The organism is Candidatus Devosia phytovorans, assembly GCA_029202405.1.
Classification (GTDB): domain Bacteria; phylum Pseudomonadota; class Alphaproteobacteria; order Rhizobiales; family Devosiaceae; genus Devosia; species Devosia phytovorans.
Window position 1 is genome coordinate 557,696 of the sequence record CP119312.1, and the last position, 14,671, is coordinate 572,366.

20 protein-coding genes are annotated in these 14,671 nt (G+C 62.2%); 6 read left to right on the top strand and 14 right to left on the bottom strand.

Going from position 1 to position 14,671, the window contains the following annotated elements:
• Window positions 1–13: 13 nt before the first annotated feature.
• Window positions 14–484, bottom strand: a complete 471-nt coding sequence (locus P0Y65_02680; protein WEK05179.1) for a TrmH family RNA methyltransferase — start codon at window positions 482–484, stop codon at window positions 14–16.
• Window positions 485–726: 242 nt separating this feature from the next.
• Between P0Y65_02680 and petA the strand changes: the two genes are divergently transcribed.
• From petA to P0Y65_02705, 5 genes are all read left to right on the top strand, one after another.
• Window positions 727–1,251, top strand: coding sequence for a ubiquinol-cytochrome c reductase iron-sulfur subunit (petA, locus tag P0Y65_02685; protein WEK05180.1), 525 nt, complete (start codon window positions 727–729; stop codon window positions 1,249–1,251).
• 11 nt (window positions 1,252–1,262) lie between these two features.
• Entirely contained in the window at window positions 1,263–2,513 is a 1,251-nt protein-coding gene (locus P0Y65_02690) for a cytochrome b N-terminal domain-containing protein (GenBank protein ID WEK05181.1), read from the top strand.
• Window positions 2,514–2,528: 15 nt separating this feature from the next.
• Window positions 2,529–3,386 (top strand): cytochrome c1, encoded by an 858-nt coding sequence (locus P0Y65_02695; protein ID WEK05182.1) that lies wholly within the window; start codon window positions 2,529–2,531, stop codon window positions 3,384–3,386.
• Between the two features lie 133 nt (window positions 3,387–3,519).
• Window positions 3,520–3,717 carry a hypothetical protein gene (locus tag P0Y65_02700; protein ID WEK05183.1) on the top strand — a complete coding sequence of 66 codons (198 nt, stop codon included), beginning with the start codon at window positions 3,520–3,522 and terminating at the stop codon, window positions 3,715–3,717.
• Between the two features lie 20 nt (window positions 3,718–3,737).
• A complete protein-coding gene (locus P0Y65_02705; protein ID WEK05184.1) occupies window positions 3,738–4,271 on the top strand; it encodes an adenine phosphoribosyltransferase in 534 nt (177 codons plus the stop codon).
• Window positions 4,272–4,281: 10 nt separating this feature from the next.
• On the opposite strand, the gene P0Y65_02710 is transcribed toward P0Y65_02705, so the two are convergent.
• From P0Y65_02710 to araC, 7 genes are all read right to left on the bottom strand, one after another.
• Window positions 4,282–4,683: a hypothetical protein gene (locus tag P0Y65_02710; GenBank protein ID WEK05185.1), complete on the bottom strand. Its 402-nt coding sequence runs from the start codon at window positions 4,681–4,683 to the stop codon at window positions 4,282–4,284.
• Window positions 4,684–4,760: 77 nt separating this feature from the next.
• Window positions 4,761–5,168 (bottom strand): VOC family protein, encoded by a 408-nt coding sequence (locus tag P0Y65_02715; protein WEK05186.1) that lies wholly within the window; start codon window positions 5,166–5,168, stop codon window positions 4,761–4,763.
• 135 nt (window positions 5,169–5,303) lie between these two features.
• Complete coding sequence (locus tag P0Y65_02720) at window positions 5,304–6,323, bottom strand: TerC family protein (GenBank protein ID WEK05187.1); 1,020 nt, start codon at window positions 6,321–6,323, stop codon at window positions 5,304–5,306.
• Window positions 6,324–6,474: 151 nt separating this feature from the next.
• Window positions 6,475–6,819, bottom strand: a complete 345-nt coding sequence (locus P0Y65_02725) for a hypothetical protein (protein WEK05188.1) — start codon at window positions 6,817–6,819, stop codon at window positions 6,475–6,477.
• A 32-nt stretch (window positions 6,820–6,851) separates the two neighbouring features.
• The gene (locus P0Y65_02730) at window positions 6,852–7,409 is read right to left on the bottom strand and encodes a MaoC family dehydratase (GenBank protein WEK05189.1); all 558 of its coding nucleotides are present in this window, start codon (window positions 7,407–7,409) and stop codon (window positions 6,852–6,854) included.
• Complete coding sequence (locus tag P0Y65_02735) at window positions 7,406–7,876, bottom strand: MaoC family dehydratase (protein WEK05190.1); 471 nt, start codon at window positions 7,874–7,876, stop codon at window positions 7,406–7,408. Before P0Y65_02735 ends, P0Y65_02730 begins: the two co-directional genes overlap by 4 nt.
• An 81-nt stretch (window positions 7,877–7,957) precedes the next feature.
• Complete coding sequence (gene araC, locus P0Y65_02740) at window positions 7,958–8,776, bottom strand: arabinose operon transcriptional regulator AraC (GenBank protein ID WEK05191.1); 819 nt, start codon at window positions 8,774–8,776, stop codon at window positions 7,958–7,960.
• An 83-nt stretch (window positions 8,777–8,859) separates the two neighbouring features.
• Between araC and P0Y65_02745 the strand changes: the two genes are divergently transcribed.
• A complete protein-coding gene (locus P0Y65_02745) occupies window positions 8,860–9,684 on the top strand; it encodes a phytanoyl-CoA dioxygenase family protein (GenBank protein ID WEK05192.1) in 825 nt (274 codons plus the stop codon).
• Window positions 9,685–9,864: 180 nt separating this feature from the next.
• Here the strand turns inward: P0Y65_02745 and ychF are convergent, their stop codons facing one another.
• From ychF to P0Y65_02775, 6 genes are all read right to left on the bottom strand, one after another.
• Complete coding sequence (gene ychF / locus P0Y65_02750) at window positions 9,865–10,962, bottom strand: redox-regulated ATPase YchF (protein ID WEK05193.1); 1,098 nt, start codon at window positions 10,960–10,962, stop codon at window positions 9,865–9,867.
• Between the two features lie 69 nt (window positions 10,963–11,031).
• Window positions 11,032–11,733 carry an aminoacyl-tRNA hydrolase gene (gene pth, locus P0Y65_02755; GenBank protein ID WEK05194.1) on the bottom strand — a complete coding sequence of 234 codons (702 nt, stop codon included), beginning with the start codon at window positions 11,731–11,733 and terminating at the stop codon, window positions 11,032–11,034.
• A 71-nt stretch (window positions 11,734–11,804) separates the two neighbouring features.
• Complete coding sequence (locus tag P0Y65_02760; GenBank protein WEK05195.1) at window positions 11,805–12,449, bottom strand: 50S ribosomal protein L25/general stress protein Ctc; 645 nt, start codon at window positions 12,447–12,449, stop codon at window positions 11,805–11,807.
• 127 nt (window positions 12,450–12,576) lie between these two features.
• Window positions 12,577–13,809: a sigma factor gene (locus P0Y65_02765; protein ID WEK05196.1), complete on the bottom strand. Its 1,233-nt coding sequence runs from the start codon at window positions 13,807–13,809 to the stop codon at window positions 12,577–12,579.
• Window positions 13,809–14,159 carry a YciI family protein gene (locus tag P0Y65_02770; GenBank protein WEK05197.1) on the bottom strand — a complete coding sequence of 117 codons (351 nt, stop codon included), beginning with the start codon at window positions 14,157–14,159 and terminating at the stop codon, window positions 13,809–13,811. The genes P0Y65_02765 and P0Y65_02770 overlap by 1 nt, the downstream gene beginning before the upstream one ends.
• A gap of 95 nt (window positions 14,160–14,254) precedes the next feature.
• Window positions 14,255–14,605: a YciI family protein gene (locus P0Y65_02775; protein ID WEK05198.1), complete on the bottom strand. Its 351-nt coding sequence runs from the start codon at window positions 14,603–14,605 to the stop codon at window positions 14,255–14,257.
• Between the last annotated feature and the right edge of the window lie 66 nt (window positions 14,606–14,671).

The following is a 14,671-nucleotide window of genomic DNA, read 5'->3' on the forward strand; positions in this document are numbered from 1 at the left end:
GTGAAATGAACCCTCAGCTTAGTCCTGTAAACCCATCGGTCTGCCTTTTTGCTTCCCCGAGCACCAGTGTTGCCGCCAAGGCGACGTTGATGGAACGCAGGCCGTCACGCATGGGAATGCGTGTGGCAAGGTCCGCCTCGGCCGCCACGGCATCGGGCACGCCGGCGCTTTCGCGGCCCACCATCAGAATGTCGTCCTCGGCAAAGTCGATCGCATAGGCAGAGACCTCGGCCTTGGTGGTCAGCAGGACGAGCCGGCGGGCATTGTCCTTGCGCCACTGGTTGAAGGCGGTCCAGCTGACATGTTCCTGCACCATGGCATGGTCGACATAATCCATACCCGCACGCGCCAGGGCCTTGGCCGAAAAGGGAAATCCGGTTGGATGGATCAGGTGGATGCGCGTGTCGAGACAGGCGCCGAGGCGGATCAACGTGCCGGTATTGTTGGCGATGTCAGGCTGATAGAGGGCGAGTTCGACGGGCATGCCGGTTTCCGGATGGTGCTGGGCGGCAGAGGGGCGTTCAAACCTGCCTGCCAAATGATTTGGGTATAGTGGCGCAGATATTCGGTGTCATCTGAGGCCGCACTGGACAAGATCATGTGACAGTGCAAAAAGAACCCCCACTGACGGGTCGCTTGAGGGTGGCCGGCTGCCGATTCTGCGTATGCTGAAATGGTCTAGCCGCTACAGGCCGCGTCAGATGTGATTGTACGGGGATACGGACCTTGGCCACGCAAGCTCAACATTCTACCAGCCGGCGGGATTTCATCTTCGTCGCAACCGGCTCTGTGGCCGCTGTCGGCGCTGCCGCAACGGTGTGGCCACTGATCAACCAGCTTAATCCTGACGCTTCGACACTGGCTCTCGCCAGCATCGAATTCGATCTTTCCTCCATTCCGGAGGGACAGTCGGTCACCATCATGTGGCGCGGCATGCCGGTCTTCGTGCGTCATCGCACGCAGGTCGAGATCGATGAAGCCAAGGCAGTGCCGCTTTCGGATCTCAAGGATCCCGAGACCGACGAGCAGCGCACCAAGGAAGGCCACGAACAGTGGCTGATCATGATTGCCAACTGCACGCATCTTGGTTGCGTGCCCGTTGGTGACTCGGGCGATTTCGATGGCTGGTTCTGCCCCTGCCATGGTTCGCACTACGATAGCGCCGGCCGTATCCGCCGAGGCCCAGCACCGAAGAACCTGGTGCTGCCGCCGTATGAATTCGTCAGCGATACGCTGGTCCAGATCGGTTAGTGGGGGACCCGATGTCAGAACATTCGACTTATACGCCTGGCACGGGCATCGAGAAATGGCTCGATGAACGCCTGCCGATCATCCGGTTCTCCAAGGAGCACCTGATGGACTTCCCGACGCCGAAGAACCTCAACTACTGGTGGACGTTCGGCGCGATCCTGGTGATGTGCCTGGGTATCCAGATCGTCACCGGTGTGATCCTGGCCATGCATTACACGCCCAATGTGGCGATGGCCTTCGACTCGGTCGAGCATATCCGCCGCGACGTCAATGGCGGCCGCATGATCCAGGCGTTCCACGCCGTGGGTGCGTCCATGTTCTTTGCCGCCGTCTACATCCACATTTTCCGTGGCATGTATTTCGGCTCCTACAAGGCACCGCGCGAAATCCTCTGGATCCTCGGTGTGCTGATTTTCGTGCTGATGATGGCGACCGCCTTCATGGGCTATGTGCTGCCCTGGGGCCAGATGTCTGGCTGGGCTGCCACCGTGATCACCAATATCTTCGCCGCCATTCCGGTCATCGGCAATCCGCTGCTGGAACTGCTGCGTGGCGGCTTTGCCGTGGGCAATCCGACGCTCAACCGTTTCTTCTCGCTGCACTACCTGCTGCCCTTCGTGATCGCGGCCGTCGTCGCGCTGCACATCTGGGCCCTGCATGTGCCGGGCAACAACAATCCGGTCGGCGTCGACGTCAAGGACAGCCGCGATACGCTTCCCTTCCATCCGTATTACACGATGAAGGACGCGTTCGGCATGGTGCTGTTCCTGATCCCGTTCTGCTGGTTCGCCTTCTTTGCGCCGGATATCCTGGGTCACCCGGATAACTACATCCAGTTCAACAGCCAGGTGACGCCGGCGCATATCGTGCCCGAATGGTACTTCCTGCCATTCTACGCGATCCTGCGTGCCATCGACTTCAACATCCTGTTCATCGACTCCAAGCTCGGTGGCGTGATCTTCTTCGGCGGTTCGATCGTCATCCTGTTCTTCCTGCCCTGGCTGGATACGTCCAAGGTGCGTTCGGGCAATTTCCGCCCGATGTTCAAGTGGTTCTACTGGATCTTCGTGGTGAACTTCATCGGCCTCACCTATCTGGGTGCCGCGCCGGCCGAAGGCATCTACGTGGTCCTGGCCAAGATCTGCACGGCCTATTACTTCGCGCATTTCCTCTTCATCCTGCCGGTGCTTGGACGCATCGAGAAGCCTCGGCCGCTGCCGACCAGCATCTCGGAAAGCGTTCTGAGCAAGTCGCACGCGTAAGGGGAGGTCAGGACCATGATGAAACTCAAGACTCTCCTTGCCGCCATCGCGCTGGTTGCCGGTACATCCGGCGTCGCCATGGCCGCAGATGCGCATTCGACACCGCATATCGAACGGCAGGCCTGGAGCTTCGCCGGCATTTTCGGCACCTATGACACCAACCAGCTGCAGCGCGGCTTCCAGGTGTACCGCGAAGTCTGTTCGAGCTGCCACAGCGCCCGCCTGATTGCCTTCCGCAATCTGTCGGAAGAAGGTGGCCCGAGCTTTTCGGAAGAGCAGGTCAAGGCTCTGGCGGCCGAGTATGAAGTGACAGATCCGACCGCTGAAGGTGGTGTTCGCACTGCCGTGGCCGCTGATCGCTGGCCGTCGCCTTTCGCGACGGAACAGGATGCCCGCGATGCCAATGGCGGTGCCCTGCCGCCGGACTTCTCTGTGCTGGCCAAGGCCCGCGGCGTCTCCGATCCGTTCCCGTTCTGGGTCTTCAACTACTTCACGGCCTACCAGGAAGGCGGCCCGGATTATATCCACGCGCTGCTGAACGGCTACCATGAGGAAGTCCCTGAAACGGCTCCCGAAGGGTTCGAACTGGCCGAAGGCAAGTATTACAACGACTACTTCTCGGGTCATGCCATCGGCATGGCGCCGCCGCTGTCCGACGGTCAGATCACCTATGAAGTGGCCGAAGGTCAGGTCGCGGTTCCGGAAACCCTGGAACAGTATTCGCAGGACGTTTCGGCCTTCATGTTCTGGATGGCCGATCCGCATCTCGCCGGCCGCAAGCAGACCGGCTTCGTGGTCCTGCTGTTCCTCGTCGGCTTCTCGGCGCTGATGTATCTGACCAAGCGCAGGATCTGGGCGGGTATTGAGCACTAGGCTCTGTGCCAGACGACGTTCAAAAGGGCCCCCTCCGGGGCCCTTTCTTTTTGTGACCATCACGCCCCTTGCCATTCCCGGCCAGCGCCGCAATATACGAAAAGCGCAAATCAGGCGCCCAGGGAGCCCAGACATGTCCGCCATTCGCATTGCCGTGACAGTTGTCGGCGCCGCCATCACGATGAGCCGCCATCCGGCCGTGCGTGCGGGCATTGCGGCCGTTGCGGCCAACCCGAGGGCGCGCGAGACGGCCATCACCGTGACCCGCACCGCTGCCTATAATGCCGGGGTGCTGGCCCGCCACCTCGTGGGCAAGCGCCTTACCAAATAACCAGACTTTTCAGGACTGCCATGTCGCTCGACCTCAAGGCCCTCGTGCGCACGATTCCGGACTATCCCAAGAAGGGTATCCTGTTTCGTGACATCACCACGCTGATCGAAGACCCGGAAGGGTTCAAGGAAAGCATCGAGCGAATTGCCAGCCAATATCGCGGGCAGGGCATTTCCCATGTCGCCGGCATCGAGGCGCGCGGCTTCATCTTTGGCGCGGGCGTCGCCATTGCGCTGGGCGTCGGCTTCATTCCGGTCCGCAAGAAGGGCAAGCTGCCCGGCGAGACGATCGGGCAGAATTATGCGCTCGAATATGGCGTCGACACGATCGAGATCCATGCCGATGTGCTCAAGGCCGGCGACGTGGTGTTGCTGGTCGATGATCTGATCGCCACCGGCGGCACGGCCATTGCGGCAGTGGGCCTGTTGCGCCGCACTGGCGCCAGCGTCACCAAGGCGGCTTTCGCCATCGACCTGCCGGACCTGGGCGGTGCCGCCAAGCTCAAGGCCGAAGGCGTCGAGGTCTCCGCCCTGATGGAATTTGAGGGGCACTAGACCGCCCGGCTTACCAGCTGTTGCGCCCGTCGAGCTTTTCGATCTCGATGCTCGACCAGTCGAAGTCGTCGATCAGCCGCAGGTTGACGGCAAAGATCTGCCCGGTGGGCATGGCATTGGGATCGCCATTCTTGGGCGTGCCGTCGCTGTTGTAGGCGGAGGCCCAGTCGGGCGAGACGCCCCAGGTCTGCATGCCGCAATGGGCGCAGAAATGGTGCTCGTTGCCGTATCCGCTGGCCGAATAGAACTTGTCATTGGCCCTGGACGTGATCGTGAGCTCACCTGGCTTGAAATAGCCCCAGACGGCGCCGGTGCGGCTGCAGAAGGTGCAATTGCACTCCCCCGCGCTTTGCGGCAGGTGCGGCAAAGTGATGGTCGTGTCACCGCAGTGGCATTTGGCGATTAGAGGCATGGCTGATCTCCCTCTCAGAACATGCGGCCATCTAGCGCCTGCGTACTGACAGAGCCTGTCAGCAAGGCTGGCTGGCCTCAGGCGGCGACTTCGATTGCTGCAGCCTCCACCATTGCGTCCACCAGGCAGAACTGATTGCCTTCGGGGTCGCGCATGACGGTATAGGTGGGCAGGACGCGCACGGGCTCGGCACCGGCCTGCTTCAGCCGCTCGACCTCGCCCATGCGATCGGTGACCTCGATATCGAAATGCACGCGGTTGTTATCGTGGCGGCGACCCTCGACGTTCTGGAAACAGATGGAGGGGCCGGGACCATCGACCATGACGGTTGGATCCGTATCGGGCGTCAGGCCCAGGGCGGCGAGCCGGGCGATCTCGGCATCGTCATAGTCGCGCACGGCGTAGCCATCCAGCACGCCGGCCCAGAACTGGGCCAGTTTGGCCGGCTTGTCACAGTCGAATACGATCTCGTGGATCTTCCCCATGGCCGTCTCCTTCTTGTTTAACCATTGGCTAGACCGCAATTGCGGCAAGACTGGTGCAGAAGGTGAATGCTGCCAGCACAGGCGGTGGTGGCCATGCAAAGAAAAAGGCCGGCGTTTCCGCCGGCCTTTATTGGATCAGGGTTCGAGCTGACCGCTCTTGGGGTCGTCGAGAGCGCTGACGTCAGGTTCGTTGCGGGTCTTCCACAGCGAGAAGATCACGCCACCAGCCAGGATCGACAGCGTCACGACCAGCGAGAGCAGCGTGTCGATGTGGATGTGCAGCGGCACGAGGAAGATCTTGATACCCACCAGCACAAGGATGATGGCCAGCGAAACCTGGAGGTAACGGAAGCGGTTCATCGCGGCGGCCAGGGCGAAGTAGAGCGAACGCAGGCCCAGAATGGCGAAGATGTTGGAGGTATAGACGATGAACGTGTCCTGGGTGACGGCGAAGACGGCCGGCACGGAATCGACGGCAAAGACCAGGTCGACGACTTCCACCATGATCAGCGCCACGGCCAGCGGGGTCAGCCAGGTGACGATCTTGCCGGTCTTGGGGTCGGGCTGCTTGACCGTGAAATTGCGGCCATGCAGTTCCTTGGTGACGCGGAAGTGCTTGGAGATGAACTGATAGACCTTGTTCTCTTCAAGGTTGGGCTCTTCGTCCTTGTGCGAGAACATGCGGATGCCGGTGAACACCAGGAAGGCGCCAAAGCCGAACAGGATCCAGCTATACTGGTTGACCATGGCCGCGCCGAGACCAATGAGCACGGCGCGGAACAGGATGACGCCCAGGATGCCCCAGAACAGCACGCGGTGCTGGTAGATACGGGGGATGGCGAGGAAGCCGAAGATGGTGGCGATGACGAACATATTGTCCATCGCCAGGCTCTGCTCGAGCAGGTAGCCAGTGTAGAACTCGAGGCCTGCCTCGGCGCCGCGCTGCCACCACACCCAGCCACCAAAGGCCAGGGCGATACAGACGTAGAAGCCATAAAGGGTAAGGCTTTCCTTGGCGCCGATCTCGTGTTCGTCCTTGTGCAGGATGCCGAGGTCGAAAACCAGCAGTGCGATGACGATCGCGATGAACGCAATCCAGAAATAGACGGGAGTACCCAGAAAATCGCCCGATAGGGCGGCAAGCAGCGATTCCATTTCGCCGGACCTTTCTCCATGAAGATTGGAGCAGCTCCGACATCACGAGGACATAGAACGTCCTCGCCAGAGGGGCCCGGCGCTGCAGGGTGAAAATGCCTGAACTGGTGAAAAGTTCAAGCCCCCGCGCTATGGAATCTTGGGAAAGGGACTAACGCGGCGTGCAGAGCATGACGATGGCGTCGGCGGTTTCGAGCTGGATAGCCGTGCCATAGGTGGGGTCGGGGATAAGGCGCCCCTGCTGGATAGAACGCGTCGCCTTGAGGCCACCGTCGTTGAAGCCGACACCATCTTCATAGCCGGTGATCGTGCCGGTGCCCGAGCTCTTGTCGCCGAAAACGGTCGAGGAGAAGCCATAGACATTGCCGTAAATGGTCAGGATTCCGGCCTTCTGTGTGGTCGCGTCACGGCAAGACCAGTTTCCCGTGAAGGTCTGGGCGAGCGCCGGGGTGGCGGACAGGGCGGTGAGGGCGGCAATAAGGGCGATTCGGCGCATGGGGCAGAGAGTGCCCATGCGGTGATTGGCAATCAAGTGCCGCGCTTGAGGAGTGGCCCGATAAGCGGCAGGTTGGTGAGGGCGAGCAACAGTTTCAGTTTCAAGGGCATGCGGTAGTCGCGCAGCTTGGAAAAGCCCACGAGTTCCGCTCTGTAGACGCGTTCGCCACGCTGGTTGGTAGCGGTGATGGTGTTGAACAGCAGGCCCCAGCCGGGAATGGAGTTCGACGCACGCTTGTCGGTCACGACAAGTTCATAGCTGACCGTGTCGCCCGGGCGGACCGGAACCTTGAATTCCATGGAGTTGACGCCGGGGGAGGGGCCGGAAACGCCGGGTTCCTTGCCCTCGCCGCGCAGACGCTCTTCCTCGAGGAACAGCGTATCGACCATCAGGCGATGGCCCACGCTGACCGTATGCCAGCCGCTGGCAACCAGGCCGCCGAAATGGCTGTGCTTTGCCGCTTCGGCATCGACATGGAAATATTGCGGATCGTAGAGGGTGGCGAAGCGGACGATCTCGTTGGCATCAAATGTGTGGTCGCCGAGCGGAAACACTTCGTCGATGACGATGTCTTCAAACCAACGGGTCATGGCTGGCTCCTCGTCTCGACCAGATTAGCCAGCCGCATGGTCAGGACCGGGGCGCTCTTCTGGTTGCGTATGTCGAAGTCGAGCGTGACAATGCCCCATTGCGGGTGGCTTTCCGAACGGCGCAGCTCGGCGATGGTCACCGTGCCGCCGATGGTGTCGCCGACCATGACGGGGTTCTTCCATTTGAGATTGGTAAAGCCCAGGCCGCCGGCCGAGGCGATCTTGCCGAGAAAGCTGTCGACCAGCATGCGCAGGCTCAGCGCGCCGGTCTGCCAGCCGCTCGAGGCAAGGCCGCCCAGCAGGCTCGCCTTCGCGGCAGCTTCGTCGAGGTGAAAGGGAAAGGGGTCAAACTCACGCGCAAAGGTGATGATCATCTCCTTGCTCACAGTGACATGGCCCAAGTCGATCACCTCGCCGACCACCAGATCTTCGAAATGCCGCCGATCTTGGGTGACAGGATTGGTCATTTGCTTGCCCTATACGTCAAGGCGCGCTTTCTGCTCCTTTTGCGGGAGCATGGCAAGCCGGATCGGGCGATAGCGCTGACCCTAGAGCGGTGCAACATCCTGAGATTGCCGGAATTGTTGCGGCGACTGGCCCATGCGCCGGCGGAAGCGCTGCGAGAAATAGAACTGGTTGTCGAAGCCGGCATGGGCGGCGATCTGCTTGATGGGGAAGCTGGTGCGCCGCAGCAGGTCCAGCGCCAGATGCAGCCGCTGGATCTCGATATGGGCCTGGATGGTTTCGGCGGTCTCCTGGCGAAACAGATGCGCCAGCCGTGACGGCGAGAGGCCGACAGCCCTGGCGATGTCGTCGATCAGCAGTTTTTCGGTCAGATGCTGGGCAATGAAGTCCATAGCCCTGGCGATCCGGCTGTCGCCGGCCTTGGCCGGTCGCGGATTGTGGGCATCGCAGGCCAGCAGCAGCGCCTCGAATGCATTGACCGCCAAGGCCTCGCGACGGGCATGCGGGCTGTTGAGCTGGTGATGTACGGCGATGAACTGCCGGGCGAGGTCACCATCTTCGACCCGGAGGTGAAACAGGCCATCGGCAGCGGCGGGCCAGTTCAGCCAGTCGAGCCAGTCGGCGCGCGGGCGGAAATGCGCCCAGACCAGTTCCCAACGCTGCAGCGACGGCTCCACGCCATAATCATGTGGCGTGCCGGGCCGGAGCAGGACCCAGTCGCCGGCTTCGGCGATCAGCTCTCCACCAGCATGGGAGAAGCGGCCGCGGCCAGAGATGGTATGGACCAGCAGCCAGTCCTCGACACCCTGCCGCCGGACGGCGCGATAGCCCGATGTTTCATGGAAGTGGCCGGTTAGGAGCCGTCGTGTCGCTTGATAAGGGGATTCATGAGCTCCGGTCATAGCAGGATATTATATATGATTGACAGCATGTTCCATGTCCGCCGCATGGCTGTCTGTGTAATTTTTCGGTCAAGGAGATCGATATGACACAGGCTTATTTGAATGATGCGCAGGCGACCCAGTTCGAGCGCGATGGGTTTCTGGCGGTACGCGGGCTGATCTCGGCCGAGGAAATCGCCGAAATCCGCGAGACCTTCATGGCGGCCGCCGCCGATGGTCCGGTGCCGGGCCTGTCAGACCTGCCGCGCGGCGGCACCAATGCCAATGACCCGCTCAGCCGTTATCCGCGGATGATGCATCCGCACAAGCACGGCCACAAGGCGGTGGGGCAGCTCGCCATGCGCTACCTGCTCGACCCGCGTCTGCGGCCGATCCTGGCAGACCTTTTCGGCGAAGAGCCCTTCGCCTGCCAGTCGATGTTCTATTTCAAGCCGCCGGGCGCACGCGGGCAGGATCTGCACCAGGACAATTTCTACCTGCGGGTAAAGCCGGGCACCTGCATGGCTGCCTGGATCGCCGTGGACGATGCCGATGCAGGCAACGGCGGCATGATGTGCGTGCCGCAGACTGCCATGCTCGACATTGCCTGCCCCGAACCGTCCGATCCGGCGCTGTTCTTTACCACGGAACATGTCGAGCCGCCCGAAGGGCTGGAGCCGCAGATGATGCAGCTCAAGGCAGGCGACGTGCTGTTCTTCAACGGCAGCGTCATCCATGGCTCGACGCCCAATACCAGCCAGGACCGCTTCCGCCGCTCGCTGATCTTCCACTACATCCCGGCCAGCACCCGCGAAATCAGCCACTGGTACGAAGCCATGAGCTTTGACGGCGACGCGCAGCAGATCGGTGTGAACCAGGATGGCGGCCCCTGCGGGACGCTGCAGGAAGTGGCGATGGGGCCGCACTAGGTATTGGACGCTGAAGGCGCCACACATTCGGTGTCACCCCGGCCTTGAGCCGGGGCCTATCCTGAGATCGTGCCGCATCGTAGATCGCCTGGATCATGCCTGCGGCACGTCTGGCCCCTCTCCGGGCCTTGAGGTCTGAAATCGCTCCACTGGAGCGATTTCGCCGCGAAGCGGCCGACCTCAAGTATTGAACTTGAACAGCATCACGTCGCCATCCTTGACGACATATTCCTTGCCTTCGTCGCGGGCCTTGCCGGCTTCCTTGGCGGCGACTTCACCGCCGAGGCCCACGAAGTCTTCGTAGCCGATGGTCTGGGCGCGGATGAAGCCGCGTTCGAAGTCGGAGTGGATGACGCCGGCTGCCGCGGGAGCCTTGTCGCCCTTGTGGATGGTCCAGGCGCGGGTTTCCTTGGGGCCGACCGTGAAATAGGTCTGCAGGCCCAAAAGGTCGTAGGCCTCGCGGATCAGGCGGTTGAGTCCGGCCTCGTGTAGGCCGAGCGATTCCAGATATTCGGCCTGTTCGGCATCGGGAAGCTGGGCCAGCTGGCTTTCGATTTCGGCGGAGATGATGACGACGCCGGCATCGTTCTTGTGCGCGTAATCTTCCACGAGCTTGCTCATGGCATTGCCGTTTTCGGCCGAGCCTTCGTCGACATTGCAGACATAGAGCACGGGCTTACTGGTCAGCAGCTGCAGTTCCTGGAAGGCCTTTTCTTCCTCGGCCGAGCGCTCGACGAAGCGGGCGGACTTGCCTTCACGCAACAGGACCAGCGAGCGGTCGATCAGGTCGAGCGTGACCTTGGCGTCCTTGTCGTTGCCCTTGGCTTTCTTTTCGACGCCGGTGCGGCGCTTTTCGAGGCTTTCGAGGTCGGCCAGCATCAGCTCGGTCTCGACGACTTCGGCGTCGGCCAGCGGATCGACCTTGTTGGCGACGTGGATGATGTTGCCGTCCTCAAAACAACGCAGCACATAGGCGATGGCGTCGCATTCGCGGATATTGGCGAGGAACTGGTTGCCCAGGCCTTCGCCCTTGCTCGCGCCCTTCACCAGACCGGCAATATCGACAAAGCTCATGCGGGCCGGCAGGACGTTGACCGACTTGCCGATGGTGGCGAGCTTGGTCAGCCGCGCATCCGGCACCGGAACGTCGCCCACGTTGGGCTCGATGGTGCAGAAGGGGAAATTGGCGGCGGCTGCGGCGGCGGTGCGCGTCAATGCGTTGAAAAGGGTCGACTTGCCGACGTTCGGCAGGCCGACAATGCCCATCTTGAAACCCATGGGGATGCTCCCGGAAACTGTTGGCCTCCACTTGGTTCGGAATGGAGGCGATGTCAATGTGCGCGGGCTTTATTCGCCGCCGAGCAGCTTCTTCAGCATGTCGGCCATCGGCCCGCTCCTGGGCACTTCCACCTGCGGCTTGGCCGGCCGCGCCTGGCGGATATGGCTCTGGGCTTTCGGTGCCGGCTTGTCAGGTTTTTCGTCGCCCGCCTGGGTGGCGATGGCCAGCTTGTTCATGAAGCCGGCGTCATCCCCGCTGAGCAGCAGGCCGACATGCTTGCCGATGCCGTCAAGCAGCGGCTCGAGCCAGGCCTGGTCGGCCTTGGCGAAGTCGCCCAGCACGTGGTGGGTGACATTCTCCTTGCCCGGATGGCCGATGCCGAGGCGGACGCGCTTGTAGTTCAGGCCGATCTGCGGATCGATAGAGCGCAGGCCATTGTGGCCGCCATTGCCGCCGCCGACCTTGACGCGGACTTTGGCTGGCGCGAGATCGAGTTCGTCATAGAGGACGATAATGTCGGCTGGCTCGATCTTGTAGAATTTGGCGACCTGCTGGACGCTGTCGCCCGAGCGGTTCATGAAGGTCTGCGGCTTGAGCAGGATGACCTTTTCGCCGCCAATCGTACCTTCAGCGATCAGCCCGGCATGCTTGGAGCGGAACTGGGTGATGGAATGGGCGCGCGCAATGGCGTCGAGCGCCATGAAGCCGATATTGTGGCGATTGCCCTCATATTGGCTGCCCGGATTGCCCAGGCCGACAAGCAGTTTCATTCCTCTGGTCCCCAAATGAAAGAGGCGACCCGAAGGTCGCCTCAAACTGTAGCAGAAGCAAACAGGCGAGATTACTCGGCCTTGTCTTCGCCTTCGGCGGCAGCTTCTTCAGTGCCTTCTTCATCGGCATCGCCAGCGGACTTGAGAGCCGACGGGGCAACGATGGTTGCGATCGTCAGGTCGTCTTCGTGGCTGTGGTCAGCAGTGCCCTTGGGCAGCTTGATGGCCGAGATGTGGACGGTGTCGCCGATGTCCAGGCCCGTCAGGTCGACGATGATGGCTTCGGGGATATTGTCCGCGGAAACGGTCAGGTCGAGCGTGTGGTGCACGATGTTGAGCGTGCCGCCGCGCTTGAGGCCCGGGCTGGCTTCTTCGTTTTCGAAGTGAACCGGAACCTGGACGTTGATCTTGGAGCCCTTGCCGATACGCAGGAAATCGACGTGGATCGGGAAGTCCTTGACGGGGTCGAGCTGGTAATCGCGCGGGATCACCTTGTGCTTGGTGCCGTCAACATCGAGTTCGATGGTGTGCGACAGGAAGCCACCGGCGTAGATCGCCTTGTGGATGTCCTTGTAGGAGAGGGAAATGGTGACGGGTTCTTTCTTGTCACCGTAGATAACAGCAGGAACGAGTCCCTGACGGCGCAGTTCACGAGCGGCCCCCTTGCCTACCCCTTCACGCGCCTGTGCACTGAGCACCTTAGTCGTCGCAGCCATGGAAATATCCATTCTGGTTGGTGTATGCGTCACTACAACAGCATACGCGCCCGTCCTCCAGGGGTGACGAGCGCTTCATGGCGCGGGCTATAGCGGAAAGACCGGTGCCGAGCAAGCGGGAAGGGGCTCAGCCGTCCTGCAATCTCTCGCGCTGGCCGAGCAGATAGTGCCGCACCGCGTCTTCGCCGGTAAGGCCAATGGCCAAGGTCAGCGCCTCGTGGGCGTCCGCCTTGCGGCCGGCCAGGGCAAGCAGGTGTCCGCGCGCGGCCCAATAGGGCTGGTACTGGGCCATGCGCCTGTCATCGGCGATGGTGTCGAGATTGGCAAGGGCGGCCTCGGGTCCTTCGGTTTCGGCCAGTGCAACGGCGCGGTTGAGCAGGACGACGGGGGAGTTGGTGAGCTTGAGCAGTACGTCATAGAGCGCGACCACGGCTTGCCAATTGTCCCTGCCGCTGATGCGGCGGGCAATGTGGGCGGACTGGATGGCGGCTTCGATCTGATAGCGGCCGGTGGGCCCTGCTTGATTTGCCGCGTGCAGCAGCGATTCTGCGGTGACGATCTGCTCCTCGTCCCAGAGTGTGATGTCCTGGCTGCCGAGAGGCACATAGGCGCCCGCGGCATCGCGCCGGGCGTTGCGGCGGGCCTCGGCATAGAGCATCAGCGCCAGCATGCCCTTTGCTTCTGGCTCGTCGGGCAGCAACGAGACGACCAGGCGTCCCAGCCAGATCGCCTCGCCGGCCATGCGTTCGGCAGAGGTGTCGCCGATCTCGGTCCAGCCCTTGGCATAGGCGGCATAGATGGCCTCGAGCACCGCATCGAGCCGGCCTGGCAAGTCCTCGCGTTCGGGAATAGCAAAGGGAATGCCGGCCTCGCGGATGCGCGTCTTTGCCCGCACCAGGCGCTGGCCCATGGTGGCAGGCGGGATGAGGAAGGCCGCGGCTATGTCGGTCGCCGTCATGCCGAGCACGGTCTGCAGGATCAGTGGCGAGCGCATGGCCGGCTCCATCTCCGGATGGGCACAGGCAAACATCAGTGCCAGGCGCCGATCTGCGATGGCATCGGGATTGGCGGCGAGGTCGTCGAGTTCATCGCGCATCATCTGGATATGCACCTCCCCGTCGCTGCGGGTCCGTCGCCGGCGCATGGCATCGGTCTGGCGGCGGCGGGCCACGGTCAAAAGCCAGCCATCGGGATTGGCGGGTACGCCCTCCTGCGGCCATGACTTGAGCGCGCTGGCAAAGGCTTCCGCCAGCGCATCCTCGGCGCCCGCCACGTCGCGGGTGCGAGCGGCGAGCAGGGCCAGCAGGCGGCCATAGCTTTCACGGGCCAGGCGCTCTGCCGTCCTGCTCGCGGTCTCCATTACGAGGCGCCGGGCTCGACAATGGGGCGAATTTCCACCGTCCCATATTTCGTGCTCGGGCAGCGATTGGCCCATTCCACCGCCTCCTCGATGGTCGGCACTTCGATGAAGAAGTAGCCGGCCAGCTGTTCGCGGGTATCGGCATAGGGCCCGTCGAGCACCTCGGTCTTGCCGGCGCGGCTGCGCACCACGGTGGCGCCCTTGGCCCCCGTCAGTCGCTGGCCGCTGGAGAAGCCGTCACCGGCCTTCTCCAGGGCCTGGTTGAAAGCGGCATATTCGGTCCATAGCTCCTGTTGCGGTGCCTGGGCCAGGGCTTCGTCGTCATGGTGGATGATCATCATGTAGCGCATCTGTCGTCTCCAGTTTCCGGAGCCCTTGCTCCGACAAGACCATGTCGCCCCGCCACGATCGGCTTCGACACTGGCGGCAAGAAAAATGCGTTCGGCTAGTAACCGGCGTGATAGGGGCGGATTTCGATCTTGCCCCAGGTGGCGGCGGGACATTGTGCGGCCAGCACCACGGCCTGCTCCATATCCGCGGCCTCGATGATGAAATAGCCGCCGAACTGTTCGCGGGTTTCGGCATAGGGGCCGTCATGCACCTGAAGCGCGCCATTGGCGGTGGTGATGGTGCGGGCCGCGTCCGTGGCTTGCAGCGCGGCGGTGGCCACGAAGGCATTGGCCTTTTCCAGGGTCTCCTGATAGGCGGCCATCTGGTGCATGAAGCCGGCCATCTGTTCGGCGGTCAGTGCGGCGCCGCCCGCCTCGTCGGCATAGAGCATCAGCAGATATTTCATCGCGTCTCTCCGTTTGCGGCACCATAGCCGCTCGATGACATGTCGTGCGAGGGGAGGGCATTTCGA

What these genes read in the sequence shown, in the direction of transcription:
- P0Y65_02680 (WEK05179.1), bottom strand. Translation starts at nt 484, where the DNA reads ATGCCCGTCGAACTCGCCCTCTATCAGCCTGACATCGCCAACAATACC.
- P0Y65_02690 (WEK05181.1), top strand. Translation starts at nt 1,263, where the DNA reads ATGTCAGAACATTCGACTTATACGCCTGGCACGGGCATCGAGAAATGG.
- P0Y65_02695 (WEK05182.1), top strand. Translation starts at nt 2,529, where the DNA reads ATGATGAAACTCAAGACTCTCCTTGCCGCCATCGCGCTGGTTGCCGGT.
- P0Y65_02700 (WEK05183.1), top strand. Translation starts at nt 3,520, where the DNA reads ATGTCCGCCATTCGCATTGCCGTGACAGTTGTCGGCGCCGCCATCACG.
- P0Y65_02705 (WEK05184.1), top strand. Translation starts at nt 3,738, where the DNA reads ATGTCGCTCGACCTCAAGGCCCTCGTGCGCACGATTCCGGACTATCCC.
- P0Y65_02710 (WEK05185.1), bottom strand. Translation starts at nt 4,683, where the DNA reads ATGCCTCTAATCGCCAAATGCCACTGCGGTGACACGACCATCACTTTG.
- P0Y65_02715 (WEK05186.1), bottom strand. Translation starts at nt 5,168, where the DNA reads ATGGGGAAGATCCACGAGATCGTATTCGACTGTGACAAGCCGGCCAAA.
- P0Y65_02720 (WEK05187.1), bottom strand. Translation starts at nt 6,323, where the DNA reads ATGGAATCGCTGCTTGCCGCCCTATCGGGCGATTTTCTGGGTACTCCC.
- P0Y65_02725 (WEK05188.1), bottom strand. Translation starts at nt 6,819, where the DNA reads ATGCGCCGAATCGCCCTTATTGCCGCCCTCACCGCCCTGTCCGCCACC.
- P0Y65_02730 (WEK05189.1), bottom strand. Translation starts at nt 7,409, where the DNA reads ATGACCCGTTGGTTTGAAGACATCGTCATCGACGAAGTGTTTCCGCTC.
- P0Y65_02735 (WEK05190.1), bottom strand. Translation starts at nt 7,876, where the DNA reads ATGACCAATCCTGTCACCCAAGATCGGCGGCATTTCGAAGATCTGGTG.
- araC (WEK05191.1), bottom strand. Translation starts at nt 8,776, where the DNA reads ATGACCGGAGCTCATGAATCCCCTTATCAAGCGACACGACGGCTCCTA.
- P0Y65_02745 (WEK05192.1), top strand. Translation starts at nt 8,860, where the DNA reads ATGACACAGGCTTATTTGAATGATGCGCAGGCGACCCAGTTCGAGCGC.
- ychF (WEK05193.1), bottom strand. Translation starts at nt 10,962, where the DNA reads ATGGGTTTCAAGATGGGCATTGTCGGCCTGCCGAACGTCGGCAAGTCG.
- pth (WEK05194.1), bottom strand. Translation starts at nt 11,733, where the DNA reads ATGAAACTGCTTGTCGGCCTGGGCAATCCGGGCAGCCAATATGAGGGC.
- P0Y65_02760 (WEK05195.1), bottom strand. Translation starts at nt 12,449, where the DNA reads ATGGCTGCGACGACTAAGGTGCTCAGTGCACAGGCGCGTGAAGGGGTA.
- P0Y65_02765 (WEK05196.1), bottom strand. Translation starts at nt 13,809, where the DNA reads ATGGAGACCGCGAGCAGGACGGCAGAGCGCCTGGCCCGTGAAAGCTAT.
- P0Y65_02770 (WEK05197.1), bottom strand. Translation starts at nt 14,159, where the DNA reads ATGCGCTACATGATGATCATCCACCATGACGACGAAGCCCTGGCCCAG.
- P0Y65_02775 (WEK05198.1), bottom strand. Translation starts at nt 14,605, where the DNA reads ATGAAATATCTGCTGATGCTCTATGCCGACGAGGCGGGCGGCGCCGCA.